Here is a 15732-nt window from a genome sequence, read left to right as displayed (position 1 = left end):
CCCCATGCATCGTCAGATCGCCGGTCGGCTCACCGGCCGCGTCACCAAGTGGATCGTGCTGGCCTTCTGGATCATCGCCATGGTGGTGGCCAGCGGCTTCGCCGCCAAGCTGACCGACGTCCAGAACAACGAAGCCTCCTCCTGGCTGCCCGGCAGCGCCGAGTCGACCAGGGCACTCGAGAAGCTGGGCCCGTTCCAGGACCCCAACGCCATCCCGACCCTGGTCGTCTACGAGCGCGAGGGCGGGCTCACCGATGCCGACCTCGCCGCCATCGAGGAGCAGGCCACCGAGTTCGCCGGGATCGAGGGCATCGCAGAGGCGGTCGAGGGTCGCACCCCACCGGTGGTGAGCCCGGCTACCGCCGAGCAGCTCGGCTTCACGGCCGTCTCCGAGGACGGCGAGGTCGCCCAGACCCAGCTCACGTTCAACTTCGGCGCCGACGGGTGGGAGGCCCTCCCCGACGTCGCCGACGAGCTGCGTGACATCGCCGACATGGACGGTGTCGACGTCTACATCGCGGGCGCGGGCGGTCAGGCAGCCGACGCGGCCGAGGCGTTCGGCGGCATCGACACCACCCTGCTGTTCGCGACCCTCGGCGTAGTCATCTTCATCCTGCTGTTCACCTACCGCAGCCCGATCCTCTGGATACTGCCGATCATGTCCGCCGGCGTCGCCCTGTTCGTCTCCCAGGGCATCATCTACGGCCTCGCCAAGAACTTCGACCTCACGGTCAACGGGCAGTCCCAGGCCATCTTGACCATCCTGGTCATCGGCGCCGGCACCGACTACGCACTGCTGCTGGTGGCCCGCTACCGGGAGGAGCTCCGTCGCCACGAGGACCGGCACGAGGCCATGGCGTTCGCGCTGCACCGGGCCGCCCCGGCCATCCTGGCGAGTGCGGCCACGGTGGTGCTGGGCATGCTGTGCCTGCTGTTCGCCGACATGAACTCCACAGCCGGGCTCGGCCCGGTGGCTGCGATCGGCATCGGGGTGACGTTCCTGGTGATGGTCACCTTGCTGCCCGCGCTGCTCGTGATCACCGGCCGGTGGATCTTCTGGCCGCGGCGCCCCGACTTCGGCTCCCCCGAGCCCACCCAGGCCGGTGTCTGGGCCCGGGTCGGCCGGTGGATCGTGCCGAAGCCACGCGCCGTATGGGTCGTCACCAGCGTGCTGCTGGCCATCGCCTGCCTGGGTCTCCTGCGGCTCGACACCAACGGCCTCTCGACCGAGGACACCTACACCAAGGAGTTCCAGTCCATCACCGGACAGAAGGTGCTGGTCGACCACGGCCTCGTCGACCAGTCCAACACCGTGATGGTGGTGGCCAACGCCGACCGAGCAGATCAGGTGGCCGAGGCGATGACCGGGCTCGAGGGCGTCGAGGCACCGAAGCCACCCGTGCTCGCGGAAGAGGTCTCCTTCGTCGAGGCGACGATCGACTCCGATCCCTCCTCGCCGGCCGCCTTCGCGACGGTCGAGCGGGTCCGCGATGCCGTGCACGCGGTCGACGGGGCCGATGCCCTGGTGGGCGGTGGCTCGGCGTTCTACCTCGACACCAAGGACGCCGCCAACCGTGACAACAAGGTGATCATCCCGATCATCTTGGTCATGGTCTTCCTGATCCTGATGCTGCTGCTGCGGTCGCTGTTGTCACCGTTGCTCCTCGTCGCAACGGTGGTGCTGTCCTTCGGGGCCGCCTTGGGCATCTCGTCGCTGCTGTTCGAGTACGTCTTCGGGTTCGCCGGCTCCGACCCGGGGTTCCCGCTGTTCGCCTTCGTGTTCCTCGTGGCGCTCGGCATCGACTACAACATCTTCCTGATGACCAGGGTCCGCGAGGAGACCATCAACCTGGGCACCCGCAAGGGCTCCCTGGTGGCGCTGATGTCCACGGGAGGCGTGATCACCTCGGCAGGTCTGGTCCTGGCCGCGACGTTCCTGGTGCTGGGCACCATCCCGGTGGTGTTCCTGGCCCAGCTCGGCGTCGCCGTGGCACTGGGCGTCCTGCTCGACACCATGATCGTGCGCTCGGTGCTCGTGACGGCTCTCAACCTGGATCTCGGCGGCAAGATCTGGTGGCCCAGCAAGCTCGACCGGGCCAACGAGCAGGTGGAGGCCGAGGACGTCGACGAGCTGGAGATCGTGCACTGAGGCCCCGAAGACAGCAGATCGGCAGGATCCCGGGCAGTCCGGGGTCCTGCCGATCCTGCCTCAGCCTCGACCGCTGGAGGAGCGAGCCCGTCGCGAGATCGAGTCGATGGCGACGGCAAGCAGCAGCACCGCTCCGGTCACCATGAAGCGCACCGACGAGTCGACGCCGACCAAGTTGAGGCCGGACTGGATCGCCTGCAGCACGATGATGCCGAGCATGGCGGAGTACGCCGACCCGCGGCCGCCGAAGAGCGACGTACCGCCGATCACGGCCGCCGCGATGGCCTGCAGGTTGGTGTCGTTGGTGCCGCTTGCCTGCGAGACCGACGTCTGGAGACCGGCGGCCAGCAGGCCGCCCACCGCCGCCAGCGTTGAGCACAGGGCGAAGACGGTGAAGTAGATCCGGTCGACCTTGATGCCCGACCTCCGGGCCGCTTCCTCGTTGCCGCCGACGGCGTAGACGTGGCGTCCCCAGCGGGTACGCCGCAGGACGAAGTCCATGATCACCACGAGCAGCACGAAGAAGACCCATAGGTAGGTCCAGCCGCGGTCGATGTTGACGTAGTAGGTCAACAGTCCCAGGGCCAGGACCAGGGCGCCCGCCTTGACGGCCACCATGGCCAGGGACGGCGCGCTCAGCCCCGCCGTGGTGCGCTGCCGGATCGTCCACACCTGGGAGAGCACGAAGATGACGGCTGTCAGCAGGATCAGCACGTAGGACATCGTCGGCCCGACGAACTCGGAGCGGGTGAACTGCACCAGGAAGGAGTCGGACGGCAGGTTGCGTGTGCCGTTGTCGCCCAGCACGAAGAGCAGTGCGCCCTGGAAGCCGAGCAGGCCGGCGAGCGAGAAGACGAAGGACGGCACCCCGAGCTTGGTGTAGAGCACGGCGTACAACGCGCCGATCGCCACGCCCACGAGCATGCCGGCGATGATCGCGACGATCATCGACTGGCCGTGGTCGAGAAGGGTGACGGCCATGACGGCCGCCGCGAACCCGCTCACCGAGCCGACCGACAGGTCGATCTCACCCAGCAGCAGGACGAGCACGATGCCGAGCGCGATGATGCCGATCGGCGCCGCGAACTGGGTGATCGTGACCAGGCTTCGCGACGACAGGAACCGCGGCTCCGCGCTGTAGAACCCGACGCTGATGATCAGCAGGCCCACCACGACCGGCAGGCTGCCGAGCTCACCGGAACGCAGCCGGTTCCACAGGTACCGTCCGTAGCCACCGATGCCCTGGGTGGTGACGAGCCGCTCGTCGACCAGGTCGGCGGCGACAGCCGAGGTCGGCGTCTCCTGGCTGCTCATGGGGTTCCTCCGTCGGTCTGGGTGCCGGCGCGCCGATGGGCGCGGCTCGCGACGACGTTGTCGGAGGCTCCGGTGATGGCCGCGACCAGCTCCTCGGTCGTGGCGTCCTCGACCCGGAACTCGGCGGCGTTCCTGCCGAGGCGGAGGACGACGATGCGGTCGGCCACCGCCTGCACGTCTGCCATGTTGTGGCTGACCAGGATGACGCCCAGCCCGGTCTCGCGGAGCCGCTCGATCAGGTTGAGCACCTCGGCCGTCTGGGCCACGCCCAGGGCCGCGGTCGGCTCGTCGAGCATGACCACCTTCGGGCTGCCGACCAGGCTGCGCGCGATGGCGACGGTCTGGCGCTGGCCGCCCGACAACGAGGCGATCGGGATGCGCACCGAGGGGATCTTGGCCGACAGCGTGCGCAGCAGTCGCCACGCCTCCTTCTCCATGCCGACCTCGTCGAGCACCGGACCGAAGCCCCGCTCCTGACCGAGGAAGAGGTTGGCGACCACGTCGAGGTTGTCGCACAGCGCCAGGTCCTGGAAGACGGTGGCGATGCCGAGGGCCTGCGCCTCCGCCGGTCCGCTGACCGTGATCTTGCGCCCGGCGAAGGTGATCTCCCCCTCGTCGGGGGCGTAGACGCCCGAGATCACCTTGACCAGGGTCGACTTGCCGGCGCCGTTGTCTCCGACGAGGGCGACGACCTCGCCGGCGCGCACGTTCAGCTGCACGTCGGCGAGCGCCTGGACCGCGCCGAACCGTTTGGCGACGCCGGTCAGGGACAGTACGACGTCCCCGACCGGCGCCTGGGTAGCAGTGGACATCAGCTGATGTCAGCCGCCGCGCACGCCTTGGCGTACTCGCCGGCGCAGATGTCGTCGACCGAGTAGAACTCGTCGGCCACGACGGTGTCCGCCACGTTGTCCTTGGTGACGACGATCGGGTCGAAGATGAACGACGGGACGCCCTGGAAGTCGGTGGTCTCACCCACCTCGTCACCGTTGACGAGCGCGACGGCCACCTCGGCGGCCTTCTCGGCCTCCACGGGGATCGGCTTGTAGATCGTCATGGACTGCTCGCCGGCGATGATCCGCTGGATCGCGGCCAGCTCCGCGTCCTGACCGGTGATCGGCGGCAGCGCGTCGGGCTCGAACCCGCCGCCGGTGAGGGCGGCCACCACGCCGCCCGCCTGACCGTCGTTGGCCGCGTAGACGCCCTTGATGTCGGAGGCGTCGTACTTGCTGAGCTGGTCAGTCACGAACTCCTGGGCGTTCTCGGGGCTCCAGTCGGGGTTGTCGTACTCCTCGAGGATCTCGACGCCGCTGTCGTCGAGCACGCTGTGCGCGCCCTCCTTGAACTGCGCGGCGTTGGGGTCGTCGGGCGAGCCGTTGAGCATCAGGATGCCGCCCTGGTCGCCCATCGCCTCGACGAGGGCCTCGGCCTGCATCTTGCCGACGGTCTCGTTGTCGAAGGACATGTAGTAGTCGGCTTCCTTGATCAGCCGGTCGTAGGCGATGACCTGGGCACCGGCGTCCTGCGCCGACTGCACCATGCCGCCGGCGCCGGCGCCGTTGACCGGGTCGAGCACGATGACCGAGGCGCCTTCGGAGATGGCGGTCTCGACCTGCTGGGACTGCTTCGTCTCGTCCTGGTCGGCGTTGTAGTAGAGGACGTCGTCGCAGTCCTCGCAGAGCTCCTTCACCTTGGCCTCGAACAGGGGCCGGTCGAACGCCTCGTAGCGCGTCGTCTTGGACTCGGGGAGCAGCAGGGCGATGGTCTTGCCGCCGCCACCGGAGGCGGAGTCGCCGTCGTCGCCGCTCTGGGCGTCGTTGGCCCCGCAGGCCGACAGGCCGGCGACGCCGATGAGCAGAGCAGCGCCTAGTGCTGCGTAGCGATGCAGGGTGGTGGACATGGGGGTGCCTCCTCGATAACTGGGCCGCCCGCAGACAGCACCTGGTCTGGGTCGAGTGTGCTGAGTGATCGCCCTAGTCGTCAAGAGGTGAACACAAACTGGTCAATTCTGGGTATTCGACGTCTCTTGTGCGTTTCTCTTGACGACTAGTGACCGGCTCGTCCACAGTGTCAGCCATGTCCGCACGGGAGAGCGCGCCGGGTTCCACGGCATCGCTCCGCACCGCCAACCAACAGCGCGTCCTCGATGTGCTCCGCCGCGGCATGCCCGTCCCCGAGGACGGGGTGGTCGTCTCCCCCGTCACCCAGGCCGAACTGGCGCGGCTCACGGGCCTGGCGCCGGCCACGGTCTCCAACATCGTGCGTGACCTCTCTGCGCACGGCCTGGTCGACACCGAGCCCGGCAGCGGCAGGCGGGGTACGACGGTCCGGCTGGCGCGCACCGCCGGGCTGGTGGCCGGGATCGACTTCGGCCACAGTCACGTCGCGGTGGCGCTCGGCGACCTGACCGGCGCGATGGTCGCCGACCGGCGCCGCCCCCTCGACGCCGGACACCCCCACGAGGAGGGTCTCGACCTGGCCTCGACGCTGCTCGACGAGCTGCTCGACGAGGCCGGGGTGGCCCCCACCATTCTGCGCGGCATCACGATGGGCCTGCCCGCCCCGATCACCGACGGCGTGGTCCGCTCGTCGGCGATCCTGCCCGGCTGGGTCGGCGTACACGCCCAGGACGCCGCCGAGAAGCACTTCGGCGTGCCCATCCACGTCGAGAACGACGCCAATCTGGGTGCGCTCGCCGAGCACCGCGTCGGGGTGGCGCGCGGACACACGTGCTCGGTGTTCTTGAAGATCTCGTCAGGTGTCGGCGCCGGCATCATCATCAACGACGCGGTCTACCACGGGAGCCTGGGTGCGGCCGGCGAGGTCGGGCACCTGACCCTCGACGAGCAGGGCCCGATGTGCCGGTGCGGCAGCCGGGGCTGTCTCGAGGCCTACGCCGCCGTCCCGGCGGTCACCGCGATGATGGCCGGGCAGCTGCCCGGCGCGGGCATCGACGACATCGTCGAGGCGGCGCTGTCCGGCAACGTCGCGGCGGTCCGCACCTTCGAGGACGCCGGCCTCCACCTCGGCTGGGGGCTCGCGAGCGTGGTCAACCTGCTCAACCCCGGACTCGTCGTCGTCGGCGGCGACATGGCCAGGGCCGGTGAGCTCCTGCTCGAGCCGGCCCGCATCGGCCTGCGCCGGCACGCCCTCGACGCGGTGGCCGCGACCCCGGTCGTCGCCAGCCAGCTCGCCGAGCGCGCCTCGCTGACGGGCGCCGTACTCCTGGCCGCGGAGCGCACCGAGCTCCTCGCGTCCTGAAGCCTCCCCGGGGCGCGCGGGGTAGTCCGGTGCAATCCAGGGCCTCGAGGGCGTCGCGAGCCCTGATCTGCACCGGACTACCCCCTCAGGCGGGGTCCACCACGACCTCGACCTCGAAGCCCTCGGAGCTCTCCAGGTAGAGCGCGGTGTGACCGTCGCCCCCGGCGTGGGGGTAGCGGTCGGCGAACAGCTCGTGCCAGCCGTGCGCCGACGACTCCGCCCGCATCCGGTCGAGCAGGTCCCGGCCCTCGCAGGACAGCGCGACGTGGTTCACCCCGGGCCGCAACCGGTCGTGCGGCTCGTCGACCAGGTCGGCCGAGCGCTCCAGGAAGAGGTAGGTGCCGTCGGGGTGCATCCACGCGGTCATCCCGCTCTCGGCCTCCCAGCCGAGCTCGCCGAGCAGCCACGCCCACTCCCCCTCGGCGGTAGCCGCGTCGCTCACCCAGACGTCCAGGTGGTGGATCGCCCTCATGTCCGGCCCCTCATTCCCACTCGATGGTCCCGGGGGGCTTGGACGTGATGTCGACGGCGACCCGGTTGACCTCGGCCACCTCGTTGGTGATCCGGGTGGAGATCCGCTCGAGCACGTCGTAGGGGATCCGCGCCCAGTCGGCGGTCATGGCGTCCTCGGAGGTCACCGGCCGGAGTACGACGGGATGGCCGTAGGTGCGGCCGTCGCCCTGCACCCCCACGGAGCGGACGTCCGCCAGGAGCACGACCGGGAACTGCCAGATGTCCCGGTCGAGGCCGGCGCGGGTGAGCTCCTCGCGGGCGATGGCGTCGGCCTCCCTCAGGATGTCGAGGCGCTCGCGGGTGACGGCGCCGATGATCCGGATGGCGAGGCCGGGTCCTGGGAAGGGGTGCCGCCAGACGATCTCCGCAGGCAGGCCGAGCTGTTCGCCGACGAGCCGCACCTCGTCCTTGAAGAGGGTGCGCAGCGGCTCGACGAGCTCGAACTCGAGGTCGTCGGGCAGGCCGCCCACGTTGTGGTGGGACTTGATGTTGGAGGTGCCGGCGCCTCCGCCGGACTCGACCACGTCGGGGTAGAGGGTGCCCTGCACCAGGAAGGCGACCTTGTGCCCCTCGCCGTCGGAGCCCAGGTCGGCGCCGGCGAGCACGTCGGCCTCGGCCGCCTCGAACGTGCGGATGAACTCACGCCCGATGATCTTGCGCTTCTGCTCGGGGTCGCTCACCCCGGCGAGCGCATCCAAGAACTGCTTCTCGGCGTCGACGACGTGCAGCTTCACTCCGGTGGCGGCGACGAAGTCGCGCTCGACCTGCTCCGCCTCGCCCTTGCGCAGCAGTCCGTGGTCGACGAAGACGCAGTCGAGCCGGTCGCCGATGGCCCGCTGTACGACGGCGGCCGCGACCGCCGAGTCCACGCCGCCGGAGAGCCCGCAGATCGCCCGGCCGTGCGGCCCCATCTGCTCGCGGATCCGGTCGATCTGCTCCTCGACGATGTTGACCATGGTCCAGGTCGGGCGGCAGCCGGCGATGTCGTGCAGGAAGTGCTCGAGCACCTTCTGGCCGTGCTCGGTGTGCAGCACCTCGGGGTGCCACTGCACGCCGGCGAGCCGGCGGTCGATGTTCTCGAACGCCGCCACCGGAGTGGTGAGCGTCGACGCCAGCACGTCGAAGCCGGCGGGTGCGGCCTGCACCGAGTCGCCGTGCGACATCCACACGGTGTGCGCGTCGGGGATCTCGGCCAGCAGCGTGCCGGGGGCGGTCACCGTGACCGGGGTGCGGCCGTACTCCCGGGCACCGGAGTGCGCGACGGTGCCGCCGAGACCCTGCGCCATCAGCTGGAACCCGTAGCACATGCCGAAGACCGGGACGCCTGCGTCGAAGATGGTGTTGTCGAGGGCGGGGGCGCCCTCGGCGTACACGCTGGAGGGGCCGCCCGACAGGATGATCGCCGCGGGCCGGCGCTCGAGGATCTCCGCCACGGGCATCGTGTGCGGGACGATCTCGGAGTAGACGCGCGCCTCCCGGACGCGCCGCGCGATCAGCTGGGCGTACTGCGCCCCGAAGTCGACCACCAGGACCAGATCGTGCTCAGCGGGGGCTGTCATGGGCAGCAGCCTAATGCGCTCGACCTCCCGCGCCATTCCCTGACCAGCATGCTGCACACCCGGCTGAGGAGGCCGAAATGCATCAGGGCCCGGCAGGGAGGGAGGCGCCGGGCCCTGACCGCCCGAGCGACTGCTTCGCAGTGCTGGGACGTGCGTCCGGCAGGCGGGAGGGAACTTGTCTCCGGACGCTTCACGGACCCCAACGACCCCCGCGCACCCAGGGTTATGGGCCCGATCGACCTCAATCTGCGGTGGTCTAGCCGGCCGACTTGATGGGCAGCCGCAGCGCCCCCGGCGCCGAGGTGGGTACGGCGGGACGCACCGGCGCGACGGGCGAGATCCGCTCGTACGGCTGCCCCAGCGGCGGGCGCGGGTCCGGCTCCCCCTGGTTGGGCCACAGCGCCATCGCCCGCTCGGCCTGGGCGGTGATCGTCAGCGACGGGTTGACGCCCAGGTTGGCCGAGATCGCCGAGCCGTCGACGACGTGCAGGCCCGGATGCCCGAAGACGCGCTGGTAGGGGTCGATCACTCCGGTCTCCGCGGAGTCGCCGATGGTGCAGCCTCCGATGAAGTGGGCGGTCAACGGACGGTTGAAGGGCTCACCGATCGACCCGCCGGGCTTGCCGCCGATGAGCTCCGCCATCTTGCGCACCACCTGGTTGGCCACCGGGATCCAGGTGGGGTTCGGGACGCCGTGCCCCTGCCGGGAGGTCAGGTAGCGGCGACGCGTGCCCGGAAGTCGCTTGGTGTAGGTGGTGATCGAGTTGTCGATGGTCTGCATGACCAGCGCGATCACGGTGCGCTCCGACCAGTGCCGCAGGTCGTAGAGGTCGCGGACGTTGCGTCGCTCCTTCCACATCTCCCTGAGCCACGTCTGCCAGCGCGGCGTGGGCCCGTCGCCGTCGGTGAGCACGGTCTGCAGCAGGGACATCGCGTTGCTTCCCTTGCCGTAGCGGACCGGTTCGACGTGGGTGTCCTCGTCGGGATGGAAGGACGAGGTGATCGCGACGCCGCGCGAGTAGTCGACGGTGGTGTCCGGCGCGATCGCGCCGAGGATCGACTCCGAGTTGGTGCGGGTCAGCACGCCGAGCCGGTCGCTCAGCCGGGGCAGGTGGTGCTCGTCCCTCATCCGATGCAGGAGCCGCTGGGTGCCGAGCGCGGAGGCCGACACCACCACCTGCTGCGCGGTGATCGTGCGGGTGGCCGTACGCCGACGCAGCTTCGCCTTGGTGAAGCGCACCCCGACGTCGTACCCACCTTCGGGGCGGGGGCGGACCACGGTGACGGTCGTCAGCGGGTGCACGACGGCGCCGTTCTGCTCGGCGAGGTGCAGGTAGTTCTTGACGAGCGTGTTCTTGGCGTTGTGGCGGCAGCCCGTCATGCACTCGCCGCACGCCCGGCACGGGCTGCGGTCGGGGCCGGCGCCGCCGAAGTAGGGGTCGGGGACCGGGCGGTCCGGGCTCTGCCCGGGCCCGCCGAAGAAGACGCCCACAGGCGTGGGGTGGAACGTGTGCCCGACCCCCATGTCGTCGGCGACCTTCTCCATCACCTCGTCCGACGGCGTGCGGAGCGGGTTCTCGACGACGCCCAGCATCCGCTTCGCCTGGTCGTAGTAGGGGACGAGCTCGGCCTTCCAGTCCGTGATGTGCGCCCAGGAGGGGTCGCGGTAGAACGCGTCGAGCGGCTCGTAGAGCGTGTTGGCGTAGACCAGCGACCCCCCGCCAACCCCTGCGCCGGACAGGATCATGCAGTCGCGCAGCATGTCGATGCGCTGGATGCCGTACATGCCGAGAGCGGGCTTGAAGAGGAACCTCTTCCGGTCCCAGGACGTGCCGGGGAGGTCGTCGTCGGCGAACCGCGCCCCGGCCTCGAGCACGCCGACGCGGTAGCCCTTCTCGGTCAGCCGCAGCGCGGCGACGGAGCCGCCGAAGCCCGAGCCGATGACCAGGACGTCGTAGTCGAAGGGCCCTCCGGTCACGCGCGACCCAGCTTCTTCAGCAGCCTCAGGTTGGCGGTCATCACCGTGGCGTAGGCCTGGTCGGACATCCCGAACATCGGCGCGAAGCGCACCAGTCGCTGGGTCGCCACCGCCTGGCTCTCGGTGTAGCGGTGGATGCCCTCGCTGCCCTGGCGCCGGCCGAGGCCCGACTCCCGCATGCCGCCCATCGGCGAGTCCACGGAGCCGAACGTCGCCCCGAACGCCTCGTTGATGTTGACGGTGCCGCACTTGATCTGCCGGGCAACGGCTCGGCCCCGGGCGCCGTCGCGGGTGTAGATCGAGGCGTTCAACCCGTACTGGCCGTCGTTGGCGCGGGCGATCGCGTCGGCCTCGTCGTGGAAGCGGTAGAGGGCGATGACGGGTCCGAACGTCTCGTCGCCGAAGCACGTCATGTCCGGCGTGACGCCCTCCAGGATGGTGGGCTCGAAGAAGTAGGGGCCGAGGTCGGGACGCGCCCGGCCGCCGGCGAGCACCCGGGCGCCCTTCGCGACGGCGTCGTCGACGTGCTTCTGCACGGTCTCGAGCTGGGCGGCCGAGATGAGCGAGCCCATGTCGACGCCCCACTCGAGGCTCGCCCCCAGGGTCATCGCCTCGGTCCGGGCCACGAACCTGTCGACGAACCGGTCGTAGACCTGGTCGGCGACGAACATCCGCTCCATCGACACGCACAGCTGGCCGGCGTTGGAGAAGGAGGCCCGGACGGCCCCTTCGGCGGCCTTCTCGAGGTCGGCGTCGCGCAGCACGAGGAGGGGGTTCTTGCCGCCGAGCTCGAGGGAGCAGCCGATCAGCCGCTCGGCGCACTGCTGGGCGATGAGCCTGCCGGTGGCGGTCGAGCCGGTGAAGCAGACGTAGTCGGAATGCTCGATCATCGGCCCGCCCAGCTCGCGCCCCGGGCCCGCAACGACCTGCCACACGTCGGCGGGGAAGCCGGCCTCCTCGAGGAGCTGGGCGCCGAGCAGCGCCGACAGCATGGTCTGTGCGTCGGGCTTGGCGACGACGGCGTTGCCGGCCATCAGGGCGGGGAGGCCGTCACAGAGCGCCATGGTGAAGGGGTAGTTCCACGGCGAGATGATGCCGACGACGCCCTTGGGGACCCGGTTGACCTCGACCCGGGTGAGTAGGGGGATCACACCGAGCCTGCGGTGTGTGTCGAGGTACTCGTGCGCGGTCCGGGCGTAGTAGCGGGCCGTCAGCGCGACGTGCAGCGGTTCGTCGAAGGCGTGCTTGCGGGCCTTCCCGGACTCCAGCACGATCAGGTCGAGGATCTCGTCCTGCCGGTCGAGCACGAGGTCGTGCAGCCGCAGCAGGCAGCCGGCGCGGTCGTCCAGCGAGGTGCGCGCCCAGGCGACCTGCGCGACCCGGGCCCGCTCGTAGGCCGTGGCCACGTCGTCCGCGCTCGACTGCGGGATGTGGGCCAGCGGCTGACCGGCCAGCGGAGAGCGCACCGGCTCGGTCTGCCCGGTGGTGCTGACGACGCGGCGGGTGAGGTTGTCGACGTACGCCGGCTCCAGGGCGTACGACGCCCGCGGGTCGTGCTCCGGGTCGGCCGGGCCGCCGGCGTGCAGGCCCGGGTGCGGGTTCGAGGCGCTCATGCTGGCGAGCGTAGGTGACGCGCGAAGCGCCAACCACCCTCCGGGAGGTTGACACGACAGATGCGTCTGTCAGGCGTCCGGGACCGCGCTCAGGCCGCGTTCGGCGAGGAAGGCGAACGCCGCCGCGTTGAAGGCCCGCGGGTTGTCGGTGTTGAGCCGCTGGCCTCCATCGACCTGCTCGTAGCGGGCGCCGGCGATGCCGGCGGCCAGCGCGCGGTCGCCCGGACGGCCCGCCCGGTCGGTGCTGCCGTGGACGACCAGGGTCGGCGCCACCACCTGCGGCAGGTCCTCGCGCAGGTCCAGGTCGCGCAGTGCGCGCACGACGGCCATCACCCGCGCCCGGTTGATGCCCTGCGACTGCATCCGCTGGTCACTCACCCGGCCGAGCAGCCGCGGCTGGAGCCAGCCGGCCAGCCCTGACTGGCGCACCTGGCCACCGCTGAGCACCATCCGGTCGACGCGGGCGGCGAACCGGGCGGCCAGCCTGGTCGCGACGACCGCACCCAGCCCGACGGCGACGACGTGCGCACGGCGTACCCCACCGGCGTCGAGACCGGTGACCACCGCCGCCACCGCCGCGTCCACGTCGAAGTCGTGGCTGCCGGCGAGGTCGAGGCCGTGCACCCAGGGTGCGCTCGCGGTCCAGCCCTGCGGCAGCGCGACGACCTGCTCCTGCCAGGACTGGGGGGTCTGGCCGAGACCGTGGAGGAAGACGACGTGGTTCATACGGGTCAGACGATGTCCGGGGCCTGCACCCGGGCCTCGTCGGCCTCCTGGTCGGTCAGCTTCAGCTGGCTCTGGCGCTCGGCCTCCACCCGGCGCAGGTAGTGGTCGACCTCCTCAGCCAGGGTCGCGTCGTCCCAGCCCAGCTCGGCGGCCATCAGCGTGGCGGCCTCCTGGGCGACCAGGGTGCCGCGGTCGAACGTCTCGATCGAGATGCGGGTACGCCGCGTCAGCACGTCGTCAAGATGCCGCGCTCCCTCGTGGGTGACCGCGTAGACCACCTCCGCGGCGAGGTACTCGTCGGCCTGCCTCAGCGGCAGCCCGAGCTCGGGACGGTGGGCGATCAGGTCCAGCACCTCGTCGACGAGGCCGCCGTAGCGGCCCAGCAGGTGGTCGACCCGGCCGATGTCCAGGCCCGCCGAGCGGCTCAGCGCGACCCGCTGGTTGGTGCGCGTCTCGAAGCCGTAGGCACCGACGAGGGGCACCCGGTCGGTGATGCTCGGGCGGGCGTCGCCGAAGTCGGCCACGGCCATGCCGACGGCGTCCCTGGCCATCACCCGGTACGTCGTGAGCTTGCCGCCGGCGATGAGCACGAGCCCGGGCGCCGGTGCGGCGACCGTGTGCTCGCGGGAGAGCTTCGTGGTTTCCCCACCGGTCTTGCGCACCGACTTCAGCAGCGGCCGCAGGCCGGCGTAGACGCCCTGGACGTCCTCGTGGTCGAGGGGGTCCTTGAGCAGCGTGTTGACGTGGCCGAGCAGGTAGTCGATGTCCCTGCGGCTGGCCGCCGGGTGGGCGAGGTCGAGGTCCCACGGGGTGTCGGTGGTGCCGATGATCCAGTGCCGGCCCCACGGGATGACGAAGAGCACCGACTTCTCGGTCTTGGTGATGAAGCCGCACTCGGAGCGGATCCGGTCACGCGGCACGACGAGGTGGATGCCCTTGCTGGCGTCGACGTCGAGCGTCGCGTCACCGCCGATGAGCTCCTGCACCTGGTCGGTCCAGACCCCGGCGGCGTTGATGACCGTGCGGGCGCGCACCTCGAAGTCGACGCCGTTCTCGAGGTCCCGGGCGGAGACGCCGACGACCCGGTCGCCCTCCCGCAGGAAGCCGGTGACCTTGGTGCGGGTCGCGACGTGCGCGCCGTTGTTGGCCGCCGTACGAGCCAGCGTCATCACCAGCCGAGCGTCGTCGACCTGGCAGTCGTAGTAGCGGATCGCGCCGTGCAGCTGGTCGGTGCGGATGTCGGGCGCGATGCGCGCGAGCTGCTTGCGGAAGAGGTGCTTGTGCTTCGGCAGGCCCATGTCGTGCCTGCCCGCCCTGGCACCGAGCACAGCCATGCCGTCGTAGAGCATCAGGCCGGCACCGACGTAGGGCCGCTCGTAGGCCTTCTTCAGCGGGTAGAGGAAGGGCACCGGTCGCACCAGGTGCGGCGCGAGGCGTGTCAGCAGCAGGCCGCGCTCCTCGAGCGCCTCCTTGACCAGCGCGAAGTCGAACATCTCGAGGTAGCGCAGGCCGCCGTGCACGAGCTTGCTGGACCGGCTGCTGGTGCCCGACGCGAGATCGCGCTGCTCCACCAGGCCGGTGGACAGGCCGCGGGTCACCGCGTCCAGGGCGGCGCCCGCGCCGACGACACCGCCGCCGACGACCAGCACGTCCAGCTCGGCCCGCGACATCGCCTCGATCGCGGAGGCCCGTGAGGCGGGGTTCAGCGCAATGGGCGTGGTCATGGGTTCATTCAACCAGCGGTGCGGCCAGGGCGAGCGCCGGCGCGACCCCCGACCGGGTGGCGCCGAGCGCCTCACTGACCTCCCACGCGACCTCCACGCAGCGCCGGCCGAGCTCGTCGGCGCGGCGGTCGTCCATCCGGACCGTCGGGACGGACAGGCCCAGGGCACCCACCACGGTGCCGGTGTGGTCGAAGACCGGGGCAGCCACGGCGCGGATGCCCGGCGTGCGCTCGCTGTCGGACCCGGCGTAGCCGCGCTGCCGCGCCAGGGCCAGCTCAGCCGCGAGCCGGTGGGGGTCCGTGATCGTCTGGGCCGTGATCGAGGCGATCGGCACCGCGAGGGCCTGCGTCTGCCGGGCCCACGGGAGCACCGACAAGATGGCCTTGCCGGGGGCGCCGTGCGGGAGCGCGATCGGGGTGCCGATGTCGGTGTAGTGCCGACGCAGCTCCTGCCTCGACTCCACCTGGTCGACCACGACGCGCTCACCCGAGGGCAGCAGCTCGTGCAGCCCGACGGTCTCGTCGACCTCGTCCCGGAGGGCGGTCATGAAGGGCATGGCGGCGTCCTTCAGCGTCGAGGGCACCGCTCCGCTCCTGCCGAGCTGGACCAGCAGCGGTCCCGGCCGGTAGCGACGGTCGGCGGCCTGGGCCAACAACCGGTTGTCCGTCATGGCATGCAGCAGGCGGTGGGTGGTGCTCGTGGACAGGCCGGTCATGCGGGCGATCTCGGAGATGCCGAGAGAGGTGTGCCGGGCGTCGAAGCACCGCAGGATCGCCACCGCCCTGTCGATCGACTGCACCCCGCTGCGGGGGGCTGCCGCAGCAGGCGGCTCGAGAGGCGCGTGGGCAGGGCGGTCTGCGCTGGGGTCCATGTTTTGCCATCGAATCTCTTGACG

At 70.7% G+C, this 15732-nt stretch carries 12 protein-coding genes; 2 read left to right on the top strand and 10 right to left on the bottom strand.

Annotation, left to right across the window (positions count from 1 at the left end; all coding sequences use genetic code 11):
- Positions 1–4: 4 nt before the first annotated feature.
- Entirely contained in the window at positions 5–2149 is a 2145-nt protein-coding gene (locus tag ACP7BP_RS18995; RefSeq protein WP_426246902.1) for an MMPL family transporter, read from the top strand.
- A 60-nt stretch (positions 2150–2209) separates the two neighbouring features.
- Here the strand turns inward: ACP7BP_RS18995 and ACP7BP_RS18990 are convergent, their stop codons facing one another.
- The 3 genes from ACP7BP_RS18990 to ACP7BP_RS18980 are packed head-to-tail and all read right to left on the bottom strand — an operon-like array spanning position 2210 to position 5363.
- Positions 2210–3463, bottom strand: a complete 1254-nt coding sequence (locus tag ACP7BP_RS18990) for a sugar ABC transporter permease (protein ID WP_426246900.1) — start codon at positions 3461–3463, stop codon at positions 2210–2212.
- Positions 3460–4275 (bottom strand): ATP-binding cassette domain-containing protein, encoded by an 816-nt coding sequence (locus ACP7BP_RS18985; protein ID WP_426246898.1) that lies wholly within the window; start codon positions 4273–4275, stop codon positions 3460–3462. Before ACP7BP_RS18985 ends, ACP7BP_RS18990 begins: the two co-directional genes overlap by 4 nt.
- Positions 4275–5363: a sugar ABC transporter substrate-binding protein gene (locus tag ACP7BP_RS18980; RefSeq protein ID WP_426246897.1), complete on the bottom strand. Its 1089-nt coding sequence runs from the start codon at positions 5361–5363 to the stop codon at positions 4275–4277. Before ACP7BP_RS18980 ends, ACP7BP_RS18985 begins: the two co-directional genes overlap by 1 nt.
- Positions 5364–5539: 176 nt before the next feature.
- Here ACP7BP_RS18980 and ACP7BP_RS18975 point away from each other — a divergent pair, with 176 nt between their 5' ends.
- On the top strand, positions 5540–6724 hold the full coding sequence (locus tag ACP7BP_RS18975; RefSeq protein WP_426246895.1) for an ROK family protein: 1185 nt from the start codon (positions 5540–5542) through the stop codon (positions 6722–6724).
- Positions 6725–6809: 85 nt separating this feature from the next.
- Here the strand turns inward: ACP7BP_RS18975 and ACP7BP_RS18970 are convergent, their stop codons facing one another.
- From ACP7BP_RS18970 to ACP7BP_RS18940, 7 genes are all read right to left on the bottom strand, one after another.
- Complete coding sequence (locus ACP7BP_RS18970; protein ID WP_426246893.1) at positions 6810–7196, bottom strand: VOC family protein; 387 nt, start codon at positions 7194–7196, stop codon at positions 6810–6812.
- A 10-nt stretch (positions 7197–7206) separates the two neighbouring features.
- Positions 7207–8796 (bottom strand): glutamine-hydrolyzing GMP synthase, encoded by a 1590-nt coding sequence (guaA, locus tag ACP7BP_RS18965; RefSeq protein WP_426246891.1) that lies wholly within the window; start codon positions 8794–8796, stop codon positions 7207–7209.
- Between the two features lie 256 nt (positions 8797–9052).
- Positions 9053–10774 (bottom strand): GMC family oxidoreductase N-terminal domain-containing protein, encoded by a 1722-nt coding sequence (locus tag ACP7BP_RS18960; protein ID WP_426246890.1) that lies wholly within the window; start codon positions 10772–10774, stop codon positions 9053–9055.
- Positions 10771–12387 carry a succinic semialdehyde dehydrogenase gene (locus ACP7BP_RS18955; RefSeq protein WP_426246888.1) on the bottom strand — a complete coding sequence of 539 codons (1617 nt, stop codon included), beginning with the start codon at positions 12385–12387 and terminating at the stop codon, positions 10771–10773. The genes ACP7BP_RS18960 and ACP7BP_RS18955 overlap by 4 nt, the downstream gene beginning before the upstream one ends.
- Positions 12388–12456: 69 nt before the next feature.
- Positions 12457–13113 carry an alpha/beta fold hydrolase gene (locus ACP7BP_RS18950; RefSeq protein WP_426246886.1) on the bottom strand — a complete coding sequence of 219 codons (657 nt, stop codon included), beginning with the start codon at positions 13111–13113 and terminating at the stop codon, positions 12457–12459.
- Between the two features lie 5 nt (positions 13114–13118).
- Entirely contained in the window at positions 13119–14837 is a 1719-nt protein-coding gene (locus ACP7BP_RS18945; RefSeq protein ID WP_426246884.1) for a glycerol-3-phosphate dehydrogenase/oxidase, read from the bottom strand.
- A 4-nt stretch (positions 14838–14841) separates the two neighbouring features.
- Positions 14842–15708 (bottom strand): IclR family transcriptional regulator, encoded by an 867-nt coding sequence (locus tag ACP7BP_RS18940; protein WP_426246882.1) that lies wholly within the window; start codon positions 15706–15708, stop codon positions 14842–14844.
- Positions 15709–15732: the final 24 nt, after the last annotated feature.

Source organism: Nocardioides sp. LHG3406-4 (assembly GCF_049897745.1).
Taxonomy (GTDB): Bacteria; Actinomycetota; Actinomycetes; order Propionibacteriales; family Nocardioidaceae; genus Nocardioides.
The sequence above is the reverse complement of the archived record's forward strand: the minus strand, read 5'-3'. Positions and strand labels throughout refer to the sequence as shown.